This window comes from Herminiimonas glaciei (genome assembly GCF_042664955.1).
GTDB classification, from domain to species: Bacteria; Pseudomonadota; Gammaproteobacteria; order Burkholderiales; family Burkholderiaceae_D; genus Oxalicibacterium; species Oxalicibacterium glaciei.
In genome coordinates this window covers 2,096,187-2,111,983 of sequence record NZ_JBHTBU010000001.1, presented here as the reverse complement: position 1 = coordinate 2,111,983, position 15,797 = coordinate 2,096,187, and the positions used below count along the sequence as shown (strand labels likewise).

Here is a 15,797-nt window from a genome sequence, read left to right as displayed (position 1 = left end):
GTTTAAAAAGAAGCTGTAATTTTCTTTTCTTGATAAGGAGAAAGACGATGAGCAACAAGCCTGCGATTATCCTGGTCCACGGGTTTTGGGGAGGAGCCGCGCATTGGAGCAAGGTCATACTCGAACTTTCACGCAAGGCGTATACGTCCGTTTACGCTGTGGAATTGCCCCTGACTTCACTGGCAGATGATGTCGAACGTACGAGGAAAATGATTGCCCAGCAACAAGGTCCGGTATTGCTGGTCGGCCATTCATATGGTGGGGCGGTCATTACTGAAGCGGGGAACCAGCCTAATGTCGTCGGTCTGGTATACATTGCCGCGTTTGCGCCGGATGCCGGAGAAAGTCCCGGCGGCATTACGCAAGAACACCTGCCTGTTGCTGCGCCCAATCTGGTACCTGATAGTGACGGTTACCTGTGGATCAAGCGTGATAAATTCCATGAGAGTTTTTGCCAAGATATGACCCGGGATGAAGGACTTGTGATGGCGGCGACGCAAAAAGCCCCGCTTGCCGGAACCTTTGGTGACACGATCAGCACACCGGCGTGGAAAGCAAAGCCATCCTGGTATCAAATTTCAAGCGAGGACAGGATGATCTCTCCGGAAAACCAGGAGAGGATGTCAGCGCGGCTTGGTGCAAAAAAGGTCATCACCTTGAAAGCGAGTCACGCCTCCCTGGCATCCCAACCATCAGAGGTAACGGCTTTGATCGATGAGGCCGGCAGGGCAACATCGCAAACTTAACGTGTCTGTTCCAAGAGGCCCCGCAGCTCATCGCTTGTCATAAGAGCAGGGAATGGGGCCAAGTTCATCAGCGTTGAAATCAAATTTAAATGTAATAACCGATATGAAGAAAATCATACCCGCTTTGTCGCTGATCCTGTTCCTGGGCGTTTACACCACGCAGTCCATGGCAGATCAAAGGCAGGCAGCGCCGCCGGTGGAGATGGCGGCCGCAGCTCCTGTCATCGAAAGTGCATTCTCGCCGGAAGCGGGTGGGGAGAATCTTGTGCTTAAAGTGATCTATGCATCGAAGAAAGAGTTACGCCTTGCTGCTTACTCTTTTACTTCGCCCACAGTGGTCAAAGCGCTGCTCGCTGCCAGGCAGCGTGGCGTTGATGTGCGTGTGATTGTTGATTACAAAAGAAATCTCGGAAAGTCGAGCCTGTCAGCGCTGCGCCAATTAACGGATGCGGGCATTGCAGTAAAGACGAATGCATTTTATGCCTTGCATCACGACAAATATATTGTGGTCGATGGTCAACACGTGCAAAGCGGCAGCTATAACTACACCGCCGGTGCAGCCGATTCGAATAGTGAAAACGTTTTGGTGGTGTGGAATGATCCCGTGTTGGCAGCCGCCTATGTAAAGCATTGGGATTCGCGTTGGGAACAGGGAGTGATATTCCCTGTACAAAATTAAAGAACACCAAATACCGACAAGCCAGACAGGTTTTTCATTCGCGCGCCGATGTTCAATATCGGCCCAAAGCAGGTACTCACTATTCGCGTCACGCCATTGTGCCGAACGTGTGGAGGCTCCCATAAGTGCTCTCGAGCATGCACTAGAGGGCAATTGACACGCTCCCCGTATGCTGAAAAGCTGCACCATCCTGGATCGCTCCTCATCCTTATACCGAAGCGCAGAAATAAAAGAAAAAATTGCAGGAACGCAGGGCGGCTGCTAGCCCTTGCCAACGATGCTTCTCATTGTCCGACTTACCTCGATAGATGGCTACACGGCGGTAGCTAAAAAATTAAAGACGTCGTTACAAGGAAGTGCGTGCCTGTAGCGCGCAACAGTGGGATCAACAGACTGGTAGTCAAGGAGATATCGATATGGTTTCGCATTCTCGTATCAGTACTTGTTTCACGAATTGTTCGCCGTCCGTTGCGAGAGAAGCGGACTCTATCAAACTGCCACATCGAAGTTTTCATCGCTTATCCGGCGTACGACGAACCTTGTTATGCATTGCGGTGCAAAGCTGCATCGCCTCCTATATTTATGCAGCACCGCCCTTACATGGTGAGCCCCCGCCCAACAGTGAACAACTATATGGCGACCCGGGTGTCGGCGCACCGGGCAGTGGTCCTACCGCCGGCTTGTTTATAGTGGGCGGAACACCGGAAACGCGCAATGGCGAAACATGGGGGACTGTGCGTTCTTCTTACGGTGCCAACCTTACTGCGGATAATTTCACCATTACTGGCCAGGCAGGCTCGCCGGGTGCCTATTACACCCCGGTTTCAGTTTACGAAGGTAACGCACGTGCCACGTTTACGAACACGACGATTTATGCAGCACAGCAAGCGAGTTTAGCCATTGTGACTGCGTCGACTACCGGCTACCTCAAACTGGGGAGCGGAGTGTTGGTTACACAACAGCCGAGCTTCCCGTCAACGGCCACTGTGGCCGGCGTTGCCGCCTTTGGTGGTGGCATCATAGATGCTGATGGTATCAATATCTATCTTCCTTATGGCAGGGCATTTGCAGTGCAAGCTTCCAACACGGCACCGGGTGGCGGGCTGCCGTCGTCGAATGCACAGGGGACTGTCAACTTAAGCAATTCGAACGTGACTGTCGGGAACGGCAGTGGCAGCAACTACTCGTATGCGTCATGGGTCAGGGGACAAGCAGTTGCCAATTTCACCAACGTCAATCTCACTTCAGGCAATCAAAGTGTGGGTGCCTATGTATTCGTCATCGCTGCCGATACCGGCATCACGACAGGTGCGGCCGCCAATTGGAATAATGTTGCGCTCACAACGGGCAATCAAAGTGTAGGTATTTGGGCGAGCGGGAATCCAGTGTCTGTCACTGCCAATAATTCGCGTCTCAACCTGGGCAGTGACAGCTGGGGCGCATATGTGGCGGGCGGGGCGGTGGTGAAATTGACCGATACCGACATCACGACGGGCACAAATAGCGAGGGCATTAGTATCGCAGGTGGTTCGACTGTAAACATGACGCGTGGCAATCTCACGGTGAGCGGCACCAGCACGGCAATCGATCTTAGTACGCAAAACATAGGAACAAGCGCGGTCTTTGACGGTGCACGTGTCAGTAGTGAGGCGCTCGCCATAAAGAGTACAAACTCGATTACATCCGTGAGCTTGCAGAACGGTACCAGTGTCAGTGGCCCGACCCTGGTGTCGGCGCTAACGAATAGCCAGCTTAGCCTGCTCGCAAACCAGAACGTTACGCTCAATGGCAACATCCTCGCCGACGGTAGTAGTCAGGTTAATTTGGCGATGTCCAATAGCTCTACCTGGACAGGTGCGACTCCGAAGGGGAATAATTTCCAGTTTGCGAGCGCCAGTCGCTGGAATATGACGGATAGCTCAGTCGTCAGCAGCCTGGCAAATAGTGCAAGCCAGATTAATTTTTCTGCGCCGTCGGGTGGTGTATTCAAGACGCTTACTACGAATAGTTATGTGGGAGCTGGTGGCACTATCAGTCTCCATACCCAGCTGGGTACCGATGTCTCGCCCTCAGACAAACTCATCATTAATGGTGGCACTGCGAGTGGAAACTCCTTCCTGCGTATTGCCAATGCAGGCGGCACCGGTGCAGAAACCACAGGCAGTGGCATTCTGGTCGTCGAGGCAATTAATGGCGGTACGACTGCCGCAAATGCCTTTGCACTGGGTGCACCGGCCGTAGCCGGTATCTATGACTATGGTTTATTCCGCGGTAGCGGCAATGCCATTGCGCCGGATAATTGGTATCTCCGTTCAACCCGCGTTCGTCCGGAAACGTCCTTGTATGCGGTGTTGCCGGTATTGGGCATCCTGTACGGTGGCAAGCTTATCGATACGTTGGATGAACGCTGGGGTGAAGATACGCAATGGATGGGTGGCGGCGCGACCGGCTTGAGCAGTGGCGACAGCATGAATGAACTTGGTTCCAAGAACTATCCGGACGGCATGTGGGGACGCGTAATAGGACAGCACGGTAAACGTGATGGACAGGCAAATAATGTATTCGGTGTCGGTCCGAGTTACAACCATGACTTTTATGCGATGCAGGCGGGTATGGATCTGTATCGCTCCAAAGATAGCAACGGCCACCAGCATGCGGGTGTGTATGGCGCAATCGGTTACGGCAAGGGTAACGTGACCCACTTCGATGGCACTGCGGCAGGGCGCAATAGTTTCAACGCTTACACGATAGGCGGCTATTGGACACATTTCGGCCCGACCAACTGGTACATCGACAGTGTGGTGCAGGCAACCTGGTATGACGCCAAAGGCGATAGCAGGCGTGGCTTGTCCGAACTCAAGACACAAGGAATGGGCTATACCTTGTCACTGGAAGGCGGTTATCCCTTCCATTTGCAGAATGACTGGCTGATTGAACCGCAGGCACAAGTCATCTATAGCAAACTTGATCTGGACGATACCAATGATGCCGGCGGTAGTGTTTCTTTTCGCGATGGGCATTCCATGATTGGACGTCTGGGCGTACGTATCGGACGCAGCCGGACGAAGGAAAAAAATGCGGAGCTGCGCGATTCGACGGGCTGGGTACGATTGAGTGTCTTGCGGGAATTCAGTGGTCAACCGAAGGTCGACTTTACCGGGCCAAATGGATCTGTCTCTTTCCCGGCGGATATGGGTGGCAATTGGGGCGAAATCAAAGGCGGACTTACCAAACAGCTTAGCCGTGGGAAATTCCTGTACGGCACGCTGGGTTATCAACGTGCGTTTGATGGAAACAGTTATGCCTATGAAGCGAAATTAGGCTTAAGGGTAGAGTGGTAAGCGCAATGCTTTTAACGAATGGTGGCTGTGGGTCGCTTGCAGTTATTCCGGCATCGACCCACAGCAGGCATCTACTTAACGATAAAAAGCTTCAACCTTGCCTTTGACCTTGATCGTCAAGGGATTACCCTTGCGGTCCAGAGTCTTGCCGGCAGGGACTTTGACCCAGCCTTCGCTGATGCAATATTCTTCAACGTCAAAGCGTTCTTTATCGTTGAGTTTGATGCCAACCTCGTGTTCAAAGATGGCGGCGACGTGGAACGGGCTGCGCGGATCAATGGAGAGGCGGTCAGGGAGCGGGGGGAGTTGTGTAGTGTCGTTCATGCCGGCAATTATCAACTACTGGATTAAGCAAAACAAGTTTTTGCTTGGTTTTGCCTAATCGTCATCAATCAGCCATCCCGCATTGCTCAGGCCGAAAGCGCTGAATATTCCCCATAGCCATCCGGCCATGGCGTCAGGACTTCAAAGCCGGTTTCCGTTACCGCGACCATATGTTCCCACTGTGCAGAGAGGGAGTGATCCTTGGTGACGACGGTCCAGCCGTCCGCCAATTCCTTCGAATGGCGTTTGCCTGCATTAATCATCGGCTCTATCGTGAATACCATCCCGGTTTGCAGGGTGAGTCCCGTACCCGGCTGGCCGTAATGCAGCACCTGCAGGTCTTCGTGGTAAATCCGGCCTATGCCGTGACCGCAATACTCGCGGACCACACTGAAACCTTCCTTGTGTGCGACGGATTGAATGGCATAACCGATATCGCCGAAGGTCGCTCCCGGCTTGACCGCGAGTATGCCTGCGCGCATCGCTTCATAGGTCGTGGTCACCAGTCGTTGTGCCAGGATGCTCGGCTGGCCGACGCAATACATGCGGCTGGTATCGCCATGCCAGCCATCCTTCGTCAATGCGACGTCGATATTGATGATGTCGCCATCCCGCAATACCTTGTCGGAAGGGATGCCATGGCAGATGACATGATTGACCGAGGTGCATATCGTTTTAGGAAAACCGTGATAACCGATGTTAATAGGCACCGCATGCAGCACATCAACAATGTAGTCGTGGCATAGCTTATCCAGCTGATTGGTCGTGACGCCGGGTTTGACGTGTTCAGCAATCATGCGCAGGACATCTGCCGCCAGACCGCCGGAAATGCGCAGCATCGCTATATCGGCTGCGCTTTTGAGTTCGACTTTAGGCATCAGGTTTTTTCCAGTGAGAGGCTGAGGTCGCGACTGGATGTTCCTGCCTGCTGCTCGGCCTCTATCAATTTTTGACAGATATCGTTATAACAAAGTCCGGGATTCAATTCTGCAATCATGCCTACGCGCAGCCAGTGCTCGGCTTGAGAATTGATGGAGCGGCTCATCGCGCCGCTGGTCAGGCGCAGATTGGTGTGCATTTCTTCGGTGATTTTGACGATGCCCATGATGTGTGTTTATATAAAGTATGTATAAAACGTATATGAAACGTATATGAAACGTATATTATCATGGCTGAGCCGGAAACGGTTTATGCCGAGGCCTGCGGTTCAACCTGGCCTACCAACACCCACGACACGCCAACTAGGAGTGCTAGCCGAGCCACGCTTGCTCACCCAGGAAGAGTTCGAGTTAACGGCGTGGCTGTTGCGTCACGGCATAGACGGTGCTGAAGATTTCCTGCCGCAACTGGATAAAGCGAAAGTGTTTTCTCACTGCCAGTGTGGTTGCGCCAGCATCGATTTTTCCATTGATGGAAAGCGTCCTCAAACGTTTGGAATGCGCATACTGGCTGACTATCAATGGACGGATGAGCATGGCCATCAGTTTGGCGCATTCGTTTTCGAACAGGACAACTTGCTAGGAGGTCTGGATCTTTGGTCTATGGGAGAGGCAAACGCCTTACAGCTTCCGCCGATACATTTACTCGTGCCCTTGCGTGACTAAGGTGGCTTGGCCTGTATACACGCAGGCAAAGTCCTGCGGGCTTACGCCTTCTGGATATGCGGCAGGCTGATTTCAAATTTAACCCGCGCCTGTTTTGAAGTGGCCTGTACCGTCCCGCCGTGTGCTTCAACGATGGACTTCACGATAGCCAGGCCCAGTCCAGCGCCCGAGGCTTTCCGCTTGCGCGATGGATCAGTGCGGAAGAAGCGATCAAACAGTTTCGGCAAGTCTTCCTTGACTATCTGCTCGCTCGGATTTTCCACGCTTACCGTCGTCACTTGCCTGTCCTGCGACAAGCGCACGATGACAATAGAGCCGGGAGCTGAATACTGGATGGCGTTGGAGATGAGGTTGCTGAGCGCGCGCAGCATCATTTCGCGGTCGGCTTTGACAGGTGCCGCATTCCCCGCCAGCGTAAGGGTGATGTTGGCTTCTTCAGCGAGCGCTTCAAAGTAGTCAAACAGATCCTGGATCATCGCAGCGATGGAGATATCCGACAAATGAAGGTTGTGCGGATCGTTCTCCGTCTGCGCCAGGAACAGCATGTCGCTGATCATGCGACTCATGCGTTCGAACTCTTCCAGGTTGGAATAGAGGATTTCGCGGTATTCGGCTGATGAACGACTTTGACTGAGTGCGACTTCGGTTTGCATCACCAGGTTGGTGACAGGTGTCCGCAGTTCATGTGCGATATCGGCAGAGAAATTCGCCAGCTTTGCAAAGCCGTCTTCTATGCGGCCCAGCATATCGTTAAATGATGCGGCGAGCTCTGCCAGTTCGATCGGTACCTCGGTCGGGTCGAGCCGCACATCCAGGCGGGACGAGCGGATGGCGCGGATATCGCGGGATACTTTGCGTATTGGACGATGGCCCCATTGCACCGCGCACCAGGCAACGATGAGTGCGATGACGGAAACGATCAGCGTGGCCCACCACAAGATGGTCTTGAACATCGTCAGGAAATCCAGGTGGAAATCGATGTCCATCGCAATCGCCACCACAAACGGAATGCCACCGGGTGTTGCTTCAGGCCCCACTTCCAGCGCCGCACCGCGATAGGACCTGCCGTCGTCTTGCCAGATGATCACGTCGTCGTCCGCGATGGTCGAGTCAAACTTGCCGCGTTTGAGCAGCAGGCTCAGGTCGGCGCCGTGACCGATATAGACCGGGGTGCCTGACTTGGCGTACACGCTGTAGGTCACGCCGTGCCGTCCGATGGCGATGGCGGCAAGCTGTTTCACCATCGCAGAGTCATTGCCTTCCTCGTGCGGTACTTCAGTCAAGGTTTTGACTACCGCTCCGGCGACAGCCTGCAGTTCGGTTGTATCCTGCTCGGCGAAGTGCATTTCCAGGGATCGGACGATGACCCAGTTGAATGCCATGAATACCAGTGTTGTAGTAATACCGACGAGTATGGTCACGCGTAAGGCGAGTGACGCCGGGCGACGTTTTTCCGCGGTATTGCCGGCCATCTCAGTTTTCATCCGGGATATCCAGTGTGTAGCCCATGCCGCGCACGGTATGGATAAGTTTGGGCTCATAGGGTTCGTCCATCTTGGCGCGCAGGCGGCGTATCGCGACGTCGATGACATTGGTATTGCTATCGAAATTCATGTCCCAGATCTGGGAAGCGATGAGTGAACGCGGCAGTACTTCACCACGCCGCCGTGCCAGCAACTCAAGCAAGGCAAATTCCTTATTGGTCAGCACGATGCGTTGGCCCATCCGTGTTGCCTTACGGCGCGCGAGGTCGAGCACCAGGTCGGCGACTTGCAACTGGTCAGCCTGGGCGGGGACATTCCTGCGGCGCAACAGGGTACGAACATGCGCCAGCAATTCAGAAAAGGCAAAAGGTTTGATCAGGTAGCTGTCCGCACCCAGCTCCAGTCCCTTGACGCGGTCATCGACGCTGCCACGTGCGGTCAGGAACAGTACCGGCACCTGGTGACCCGCATCGCGCAGTGCTTTGACTATATGCCAGCCATCCACATCGGGCAGCATCACGTCCAGCAATACCAAGTCGTAAGACTCGTTCATGGCCATGTGGTGACCGTCCAGGCCGTTGCGCGCGACATCAACCACGAATCCGGCTTCCCGCAGGCCTTGCCGGATATAGTCCGCAGTCTTGTTCTCGTCTTCCACAACCAATATTTTCATTACTTCCTCTGTAGGTAGTCCGGCCACTGGTGGGCAAGCCCGCGTGCAGACGTATTTTTACACGGCTAAGCATCTACTTGATGGAATCCGGCATCCAGATGACACCAACATTACAGGAATGTAATGAAGTCGTAATTTCCCTGACAGTAGCCGGCACATAGGATAGCTACCATCGCGTCGGGTCAGGCAATATCACTGGCGATTCTGCAAGACGCAATTCTATTAATAAGGAATTACACATGTCACGTCGATTACCGATCATCCTTCCTTCTGCCGGCTTGAGCCGCAGGCGGTTTGTGCAGGGCCTGGCTGCGGGCGGGGTGCTGGCCAGCCTGTCGGTGTCGGCCCTGAGTGCTGTCGCGCGTGGCGAGCAGGTGAGTCGCGGCGCTGCGCCGGTTTTGCGTGGCAATGAATTTGACCTGGTGGTGGAAGAGTTACCGGTCAACTTCACCGGCAAGCCGGGCCTGGCCTCGACCATCAATGGTTCACTCCCGGCACCCACACTGCGCTGGCGCGAAGGCGAGACCGTCACTATCCGCGTGCACAATAAACTGAAAGAAAGCACTTCTATCCATTGGCACGGCATTATCCTGCCGTATCAAATGGATGGCGTGCCGGGCATCAGCTTTGCCGGTATCCCTGCCGGAACTACGTTCACCTATCGCTTCAAGGTCCAGCAAAGCGGCACTTACTGGTATCACTCGCACTCCGGCATGCAGGAACTGACCGGCATGTATGGTGCCATCATCATCGATCCTGCAGGTCCCGAAACCATCCGTGCCGACCGCGATCATGTGGTGCTGTTGTCCGACTGGACCGACGAAGATCCGATGCGCGTCTTCGCCAAACTGAAGTCACAGGGCGACTACTACAACTATAACCAGCCGACCGTCGTCGATTTCTTCCGTGACGCAGCCCGCGAAGGATTTGGTGCTGCCTTCGACAAACGCAAGATGTGGAACGAGATGCGCATGAGTCCGACCGACCTGGCGGACCTGTCTTCGAAGACCCTGACTTACCTTACCAATGGCATCACGCCTGCCGGTAACTGGACGGGCTTGTTCCGCCCGGGCGAGCGCGTGCGTTTGCGCATGATCAACGGCACCGGCAATACTTTCTATGACGTGCGCATCCCCGGCCTTAAATTGAAGGTGGTGCATGTCGATGGCCTGGATGTCGAGCCGGTGACGGTAGATGAATTCCGCTTCGGTCCCGGTGAAACCATAGACGTCATGGTGGAACCCAAGGATGAGGCTTACACCCTGTTTGCCCAGTCCATGGACAGAACCGGCTTTGCGCGCGGCACGCTGGCGGTGCGTGAAGGTTTGCAAGCACTGGTACCGGCGCTGGACAAGGCTGAATGGCTGACCATGCGCGACATGATGGGTGACATGCAGCACGGTTCTGGCGGTCACGGTGGCATGAACCACGGCGGTATGGCCGGGATGGACCATAACAACATGGCTGGCATGGGTGGTATGACCATGGATCATAGTGCGATGTCCGGCATGGACGATGACAGCATGACGGGCATGGATGGCATGAGCATGATGGATGGCGATTCCATGTCAGGCAAATCAGGTTTGGCGGTACCGTCCAAGACCGCACGACATGCACGCACCGAGTATAGCCCGAGTACCGATATGCGTGTGGATATGGCGCGTACCAATCTGGATGATCCGGGCATAGGCTTGCGTAACAACGGTCGTCGCGTGTTGACACTGGCCGACTTGCGCACGCCATCAGGCCCGATAGACAAACGTGAACCCGGGCGCGAAGTCGAGCTGCACCTGACCGGCAATATGGAACGCTATAGCTGGTCGATAGACGGACTGGAATTTGGCAGCTCGACACCCATCCATTTCCGCTATGGCGAACGTCTGCGCGTCATCCTGCATAACGACACCATGATGACGCATCCGATGCATTTGCACGGTATGTGGAGTGACCTGGAAAGTCCTGATGGTGAGTTCCTCGTACGTCGCCACACCTTGCCGGTACAACCGGCGCAACGCATCAGCTTCCTGGTGACAGCCGATGCACTTGGACGCTGGGCATGGCATTGCCACCTGATGTTCCATATGGACGCGGGCATGTTCCGCGAGGTCGTGGTGTCTGAAAGATGATGGGGAAAGAGATGATATTCAGAGCAAAAAATCTTCAGGCCATGGCGGTAGTCTGTGCGTCTTTTGTGAGCGGGGCGGTGTATGCGCAGGCAGCAGACCCGCACGCAGGTCATGGCGCCATGCAGATGGACGCCGCTGATCCGCATGCCGGACATGCTATGGGCGTGAAACCGGAGGTGGCCGATCCACACGCAGGTCACAATATGTCGGGTGCCGCGGCTCCCGAGGCTGCGATGGACCATGGTGCCATGCAGATGCAGGGTGGTTCGGCCCCGGCAGATGCGCGTGATCCGCACGCCTATTCCAACGGTATCAAGTTGGGCGACGGCGACTACATGGTGCCTGGTGTTGATCGCCTGATGCTGGCAGACGAACATACATTTGCATCGATACGCGGCGAGCAACTGGAGCGCAGGTTTAACGACGGTGGCAATGACTCGACCGCATACAGCTTGCAAGGCTGGTATGGCACTACCTACAACCGTTTTGTCATCAAGGCCGAAGGTGATGCGGAAAAACGTCGGATCCAGGAATCTCGTACCGAGTTGCTGTGGAGTCGCGCGATTGCTTCTTACTGGGATGTACAGGCTGGTGTACGCCTGGACTCCAGCCGCGAAGGCCCGGACCGCCAATGGGCGGCATTTGGTATCCAGGGACTGGCACCGTACTGGTTTGAAGTGGATGCGACCGCCTATGTGGGGAGTGGCGGACGTACCGCACTTCGACTCGAAGCCAGTTACGAACTCTTGATTACACAAAAACTGATACTCGAACCGAAGATGGAACTGCAGGCATTCGGTAAACGCGATCCGGCACTCAGGCTCGGTAGTGGTTTGGCTGAAGCATCCGCGGGTTTGCGTCTGCGCTATGAATTCACGCGTCAGTTTGCACCTTACATCGGTGTCGAGCGCGCCGGCAGCTTTGGCGAAACGGCTGACTTCGTTCGCGCAGATGGCGGCAAACCAATCAAGACCCGCGTCGTTGCCGGTTTACGCTTCTGGTTCTAAGCAATTGAATGGATGCCGGATGCAGGGCATACAACGAAATTTTTAAGCCTTGATGTATCAATTACTAAAAGAAAGGAATCCTTATGTCTGCCCCTCATTTTTCTTCCAAACTCGCCTTCGCTGCAGCAGCGATGTTTGTTGCGGCATCGGCCTTTGCCCATCCTGAACTGGTTTCTTCCAATCCGGCTGATAAATCCCAAGGTGTAGCGCCTGCCACGATAGAACTGAAATTTACGGAAGCGCTGAACAAGAAATTTTCCGGTGCGACACTCATCATGACGGAAATGCCGGGTATGGCGAATCACGGTTCCATGAAAATGGGAGCCAGCGTATCCGGCGGCAGCGATGACAAGACCATGGTGATCACACCTGCAAAACCTTTGGTGGCCGGCAGCTATCGTGTTGAATGGCGCGCGGTTTCATCGGACACGCATCCGGTCAAAGGTACTATTTCCTTCGAGGTGAAGTAAGCCATGGCTGACGACGGACTCAACATCGCATTGCGATTTGGTCTTTACGTCAGCATGGCTGCGCTGTTTGGCGTCGCCGTATTCGGACTCTATGCGCTGCGGCTAACGGTGAAGTTTGCTTACTTTGACAGGCAATACACCATCCTCACAGCGGCAGCAGCTATCCTCAGCCTGATACTGTCTATCGCGTCCATGCTGGTGATGGCCAAGGCGATGTCAGGTGCGGAGAGTTACAGTGAATTGTCTATCCATATCCTGGGCATGGTTATTACCGGCACGGACATGGGCCTGGCGTGGGCGTTGCGTATCGTGGCCTTGCTTGCATGTGTCATCATCGTGGCCAGCTCGGGGGCGCGCTTTCATTACGGCTGGCTGGCTGCATTTTCCGCACTTGCACTGGCGACGCTCGCCTGGTCCGGCCATGCCGCAATGAACGACGGCGTACAAGGGATGATCCACTTGGTTTCAGATATCGCGCATTTGTTTGCGGCAGGAGCCTGGGTCGGCGCGCTGTTCTCTTTTGTGATGCTGGCGCTGATGAAGCCCAGGTTTTATCCCGATGCGGCGGAAGTACTGAGCAAGACATCAAACGGCTTTGCCCACTTCGGAACGGTGATCGTAGCGACCTTGATGACTACAGGCATCGCGAACTATCTATTGATCGTAGGGCCATCGATCAAAGGCTTGATCACAACACAGTACGGTATATTGTTATCGCTTAAGCTGGCACTGTTCACAGGTATGCTGGCCCTCGCGGCGGCGAATCGTTTCTTCCTGGGGCCGCGTGTAGAGATAGCCTTGCAAGCCGGGAATCAACTCAAGGCTGTGAGCTTGCTGCGCAGAGCCATGTTGACGGAAACGGCATTGGTTGTACTCGTGATTGCCTGCGTGGCGTGGTTAGGGGTGCTGTCGCCCACACAGCTTCGTCCTGTTTAGCTAGCTTGGTGCATTAATCCAGTCGTATGGAAGGACGTACTTTTTTATTCAGCTGATCTACCATCCATAGCAAACTCCCGCGCCAGAAACCATGCAAATTGGATTGATGACTTCTGTACAGCATCGCGTGGCTTATTTGCGCAATTTTGCCGCGAATAAAACCATTCTTGAAAAGACCAAACTGGCCCAAAGAAGCATAGGCATCGTATTCGCCTAGCGCTACCAGTGCGCCGAGATTGCGATAGCGGAAGTCCGGTATTTTTTGTTCCTTCAGTATCTTGTTGAAATGACGGATCAGGTAAACGGCTTGCTGGTGTGCCACTTGTGCGGTTGGCGGAAGTGGCCGCGCAGAACCCGGCAAGGTCAGGCTCGCGCAGTCGCCGACCGCATAGATTGAATCATCCAGCGTGGTTTGCAAACGATTGTTGACTATCAACTGGTTGTTGCGATTGCACTCCAATCCATCCAGCTGGCTCATCACTTCGGCCGCTTTAACACCCGCTGCCCACACCAACATGGCTGCTGGAATGAAGTTGCCATCCGCAGTGTTTAGCCCGTCCACCGAAGCTGACAGTACACGTGTATCGGTCAATACTTTAATACCCAGTGCTTCCAGCTTGTCCCTGACCGCCTGCGAAATGGATTCCGGGAAAGCATCCAGCAAACGCGGCCCACTCTGTATCAAAGTGATGTGGATTTTTGATCCCAGACCGACGGCACCATAGCTCTCTGCAATTTCAGCCAGCTGGATCAGCTCCGCTGCAAGCTCGACCCCAGTCGCGCCGCCACCCACGATGGCAATCGATAATTCCTGATCGAGACCCAGGCACTGGAACATGCGCAAGCGCACTTCACGATTAAATGCATCCGCCTGCACCCGGGAGTCGATCATGTAGCAATGCTCTTTGACACCCGGAGTATCAAAGTCGTTGGCCTGGCTGCCGACTGCCAGTATCAATTTATCGTAGGGAAGGGTGCGTTCCGGAATGAGCAAGCGCCCATCCGGTGCATACAGCGCGGCGATGGATATGTGCTTGCCGGTACGATCCAAACCGTTCAATTCGCCCGGTTGATATGTAAAGCCACAATCCCTGGCTTGCGCCGCGTATGTTGTTTGTTGTTGCGAGATGTCTCGCGTACCTGCCGCAATGGTATGCAACATCGGCTTCCAGATGTGGGCAGAATCGCGATCAAGTACGGTAATTGACGGTGAATTCGAATTGCCGGATTTGAACTTCCGGCCTAGTGAGCTCGCGATTTCAAGGCCGGCGATGCCGCCGCCAACCACTACTATGTTTTCTTGCTTCAACTTGTTCCCCTGAGCCGTACCCGGCGCTTGCTATCGTTCCTGCATTTCCATTCAACATTGCGTGTGCATCGATTTCGCAACAGGTGCTGAAAAATAGTATTGGTGACGACGGTAAGGCGGATGAAATTGAGTAAAATATTTGCACTTAGTGCAAATATTATTGCACTAAGTGCAAAATTGCAAGGAGCCATGGTGAATACGAATCAGCAAATTGACTCTCCGGCCACGCTCGGATTGCGCGAACAGAAACGGCGCGATACCTATCTACGCATAGTTGATGCGGGTATGAGCTTGTTTGTCGAACATGGTTACCACGCTACTACCCTGGATGCGATTGCTGAAGCGGCCGCGATTTCGCGCCGGACTTTCTTTTCATATTTCGCGGGCAAGGAAGAGCTCCTGGTTGCCTGGCACCGGGGCTGCTGGTCACCCTTGCTGGAAGATATTGCAGCCGCGTCGCGGGATAACGTTCCATTTCAGCTCATACACAGGGTATTTAAAGAACACCTTTCCAGGCATGCAAACGATGAAATCGTTGCAATGGAAGAGTTGATGCACATTACCGAAAAATTGCGCATGAGCTTTCATGCATCGTTCATGGAATGGGAGCGGGCATTGTTACAGGCTCTGACTATGGTGTGGCCGGAGCCCGAACGGCGTAGCGAGTTGCGCATGGTGGCGACTCTGTGGGTTGCTACATTCAGATCCGCGATGGAGGAGTGGCAAGCCAATTCCAGGCATTTACATCTGGCGCAACATCTTGAAGAAGCCTGCGATTTATGCGGCCGGGTGCTTGCGAGCATGAAAAAATCATAGCGCTGAATACGGTGTGCTATCACCGCGCAACATACTTAAAGAAAGGGCGATCGATGATCGCCCTTTTTTACATGTGTTTGTCGTTACCGTTTACACCCAGTCATGACCATCGCGGCATAGGTTTGGGAGGTGGCATTGGGGGTATGGCAAGGTCTACCAGGAATGATCGTTATCTGCACACGAGTTGCTTCATCTGCAATTTTTATTTTAAGTATTTGATTTTAATGGATTATTTTTCTGTTTGACTGTAGGGGTCAGGCTGCTGTGAATAGTTATGACTGA

The 15,797-nt window shown here is 54.1% G+C and carries 15 protein-coding genes; 9 read left to right on the top strand and 6 right to left on the bottom strand.

What is annotated here, in order from left to right; all coding sequences use genetic code 11:
- Positions 1 to 47: 47 nt before the first annotated feature.
- From ACFQPC_RS09490 to ACFQPC_RS09480, 3 genes are all read left to right on the top strand, one after another.
- Positions 48 to 746, top strand: a complete 699-nt coding sequence (locus ACFQPC_RS09490; RefSeq protein ID WP_382271898.1) for an alpha/beta hydrolase — start codon at positions 48 to 50, stop codon at positions 744 to 746.
- 103 nt (positions 747 to 849) lie between these two features.
- Entirely contained in the window at positions 850 to 1,425 is a 576-nt protein-coding gene (locus ACFQPC_RS09485; protein WP_382271620.1) for a phospholipase D family nuclease, read from the top strand.
- A gap of 554 nt (positions 1,426 to 1,979) precedes the next feature.
- A complete protein-coding gene (locus ACFQPC_RS09480) occupies positions 1,980 to 4,766 on the top strand; it encodes an autotransporter family protein (RefSeq protein WP_382271619.1) in 2,787 nt (928 codons plus the stop codon).
- Between the two features lie 75 nt (positions 4,767 to 4,841).
- Here ACFQPC_RS09480 and ACFQPC_RS09475 read toward each other — a convergent pair whose 3' ends face one another.
- The 3 genes from ACFQPC_RS09475 to ACFQPC_RS09465 all read right to left on the bottom strand — a co-directional run bounded on the left by ACFQPC_RS09475 (position 4,842) and on the right by ACFQPC_RS09465 (position 6,195).
- Positions 4,842 to 5,090: a DUF3297 family protein gene (locus tag ACFQPC_RS09475; protein ID WP_012078653.1), complete on the bottom strand. Its 249-nt coding sequence runs from the start codon at positions 5,088 to 5,090 to the stop codon at positions 4,842 to 4,844.
- An 86-nt stretch (positions 5,091 to 5,176) separates the two neighbouring features.
- Positions 5,177 to 5,968 carry a type I methionyl aminopeptidase gene (gene map / locus ACFQPC_RS09470; RefSeq protein WP_382271618.1) on the bottom strand — a complete coding sequence of 264 codons (792 nt, stop codon included), beginning with the start codon at positions 5,966 to 5,968 and terminating at the stop codon, positions 5,177 to 5,179.
- Positions 5,968 to 6,195, bottom strand: a complete 228-nt coding sequence (locus ACFQPC_RS09465; RefSeq protein ID WP_382271617.1) for a ParD-like family protein — start codon at positions 6,193 to 6,195, stop codon at positions 5,968 to 5,970. The genes map and ACFQPC_RS09465 overlap by 1 nt, the downstream gene beginning before the upstream one ends.
- Before the next feature lie 160 nt (positions 6,196 to 6,355).
- On the opposite strand from ACFQPC_RS09465, the gene ACFQPC_RS09460 reads away from it, so the two are divergent.
- A complete protein-coding gene (locus tag ACFQPC_RS09460) occupies positions 6,356 to 6,694 on the top strand; it encodes a hypothetical protein (protein WP_382271616.1) in 339 nt (112 codons plus the stop codon).
- Positions 6,695 to 6,735: 41 nt separating this feature from the next.
- Here ACFQPC_RS09460 and ACFQPC_RS09455 read toward each other — a convergent pair whose 3' ends face one another.
- Positions 6,736 to 8,178 (bottom strand): Cu(+)/Ag(+) sensor histidine kinase, encoded by a 1,443-nt coding sequence (locus ACFQPC_RS09455; protein ID WP_382271615.1) that lies wholly within the window; start codon positions 8,176 to 8,178, stop codon positions 6,736 to 6,738.
- Positions 8,168 to 8,851: a heavy metal response regulator transcription factor gene (locus tag ACFQPC_RS09450; RefSeq protein WP_382271614.1), complete on the bottom strand. Its 684-nt coding sequence runs from the start codon at positions 8,849 to 8,851 to the stop codon at positions 8,168 to 8,170. Before ACFQPC_RS09450 ends, ACFQPC_RS09455 begins: the two co-directional genes overlap by 11 nt.
- A 239-nt stretch (positions 8,852 to 9,090) precedes the next feature.
- On the opposite strand from ACFQPC_RS09450, the gene ACFQPC_RS09445 reads away from it, so the two are divergent.
- The 4 genes from ACFQPC_RS09445 to copD all read left to right on the top strand — a co-directional run bounded on the left by ACFQPC_RS09445 (position 9,091) and on the right by copD (position 13,390).
- Positions 9,091 to 10,977: a copper resistance system multicopper oxidase gene (locus ACFQPC_RS09445; protein WP_382271613.1), complete on the top strand. Its 1,887-nt coding sequence runs from the start codon at positions 9,091 to 9,093 to the stop codon at positions 10,975 to 10,977.
- Positions 10,978 to 10,991: 14 nt separating this feature from the next.
- Complete coding sequence (locus ACFQPC_RS09440) at positions 10,992 to 11,984, top strand: copper resistance protein B (RefSeq protein WP_382271897.1); 993 nt, start codon at positions 10,992 to 10,994, stop codon at positions 11,982 to 11,984.
- Positions 11,985 to 12,067: 83 nt separating this feature from the next.
- Positions 12,068 to 12,454, top strand: a complete 387-nt coding sequence (copC, locus tag ACFQPC_RS09435; RefSeq protein WP_382271612.1) for a copper homeostasis periplasmic binding protein CopC — start codon at positions 12,068 to 12,070, stop codon at positions 12,452 to 12,454.
- Positions 12,455 to 12,457: 3 nt separating this feature from the next.
- Complete coding sequence (gene copD / locus ACFQPC_RS09430) at positions 12,458 to 13,390, top strand: copper homeostasis membrane protein CopD (RefSeq protein WP_382271611.1); 933 nt, start codon at positions 12,458 to 12,460, stop codon at positions 13,388 to 13,390.
- Between the two features lie 13 nt (positions 13,391 to 13,403).
- Here copD and ACFQPC_RS09425 read toward each other — a convergent pair whose 3' ends face one another.
- Positions 13,404 to 14,699: an NAD(P)/FAD-dependent oxidoreductase gene (locus tag ACFQPC_RS09425; protein WP_382271610.1), complete on the bottom strand. Its 1,296-nt coding sequence runs from the start codon at positions 14,697 to 14,699 to the stop codon at positions 13,404 to 13,406.
- 120 nt (positions 14,700 to 14,819) lie between these two features.
- Here ACFQPC_RS09425 and ACFQPC_RS09420 point away from each other — a divergent pair, with 120 nt between their 5' ends.
- Positions 14,820 to 15,515, top strand: a complete 696-nt coding sequence (locus ACFQPC_RS09420) for a TetR/AcrR family transcriptional regulator (RefSeq protein WP_382271609.1) — start codon at positions 14,820 to 14,822, stop codon at positions 15,513 to 15,515.
- Positions 15,516 to 15,797 lie beyond the last annotated feature (282 nt).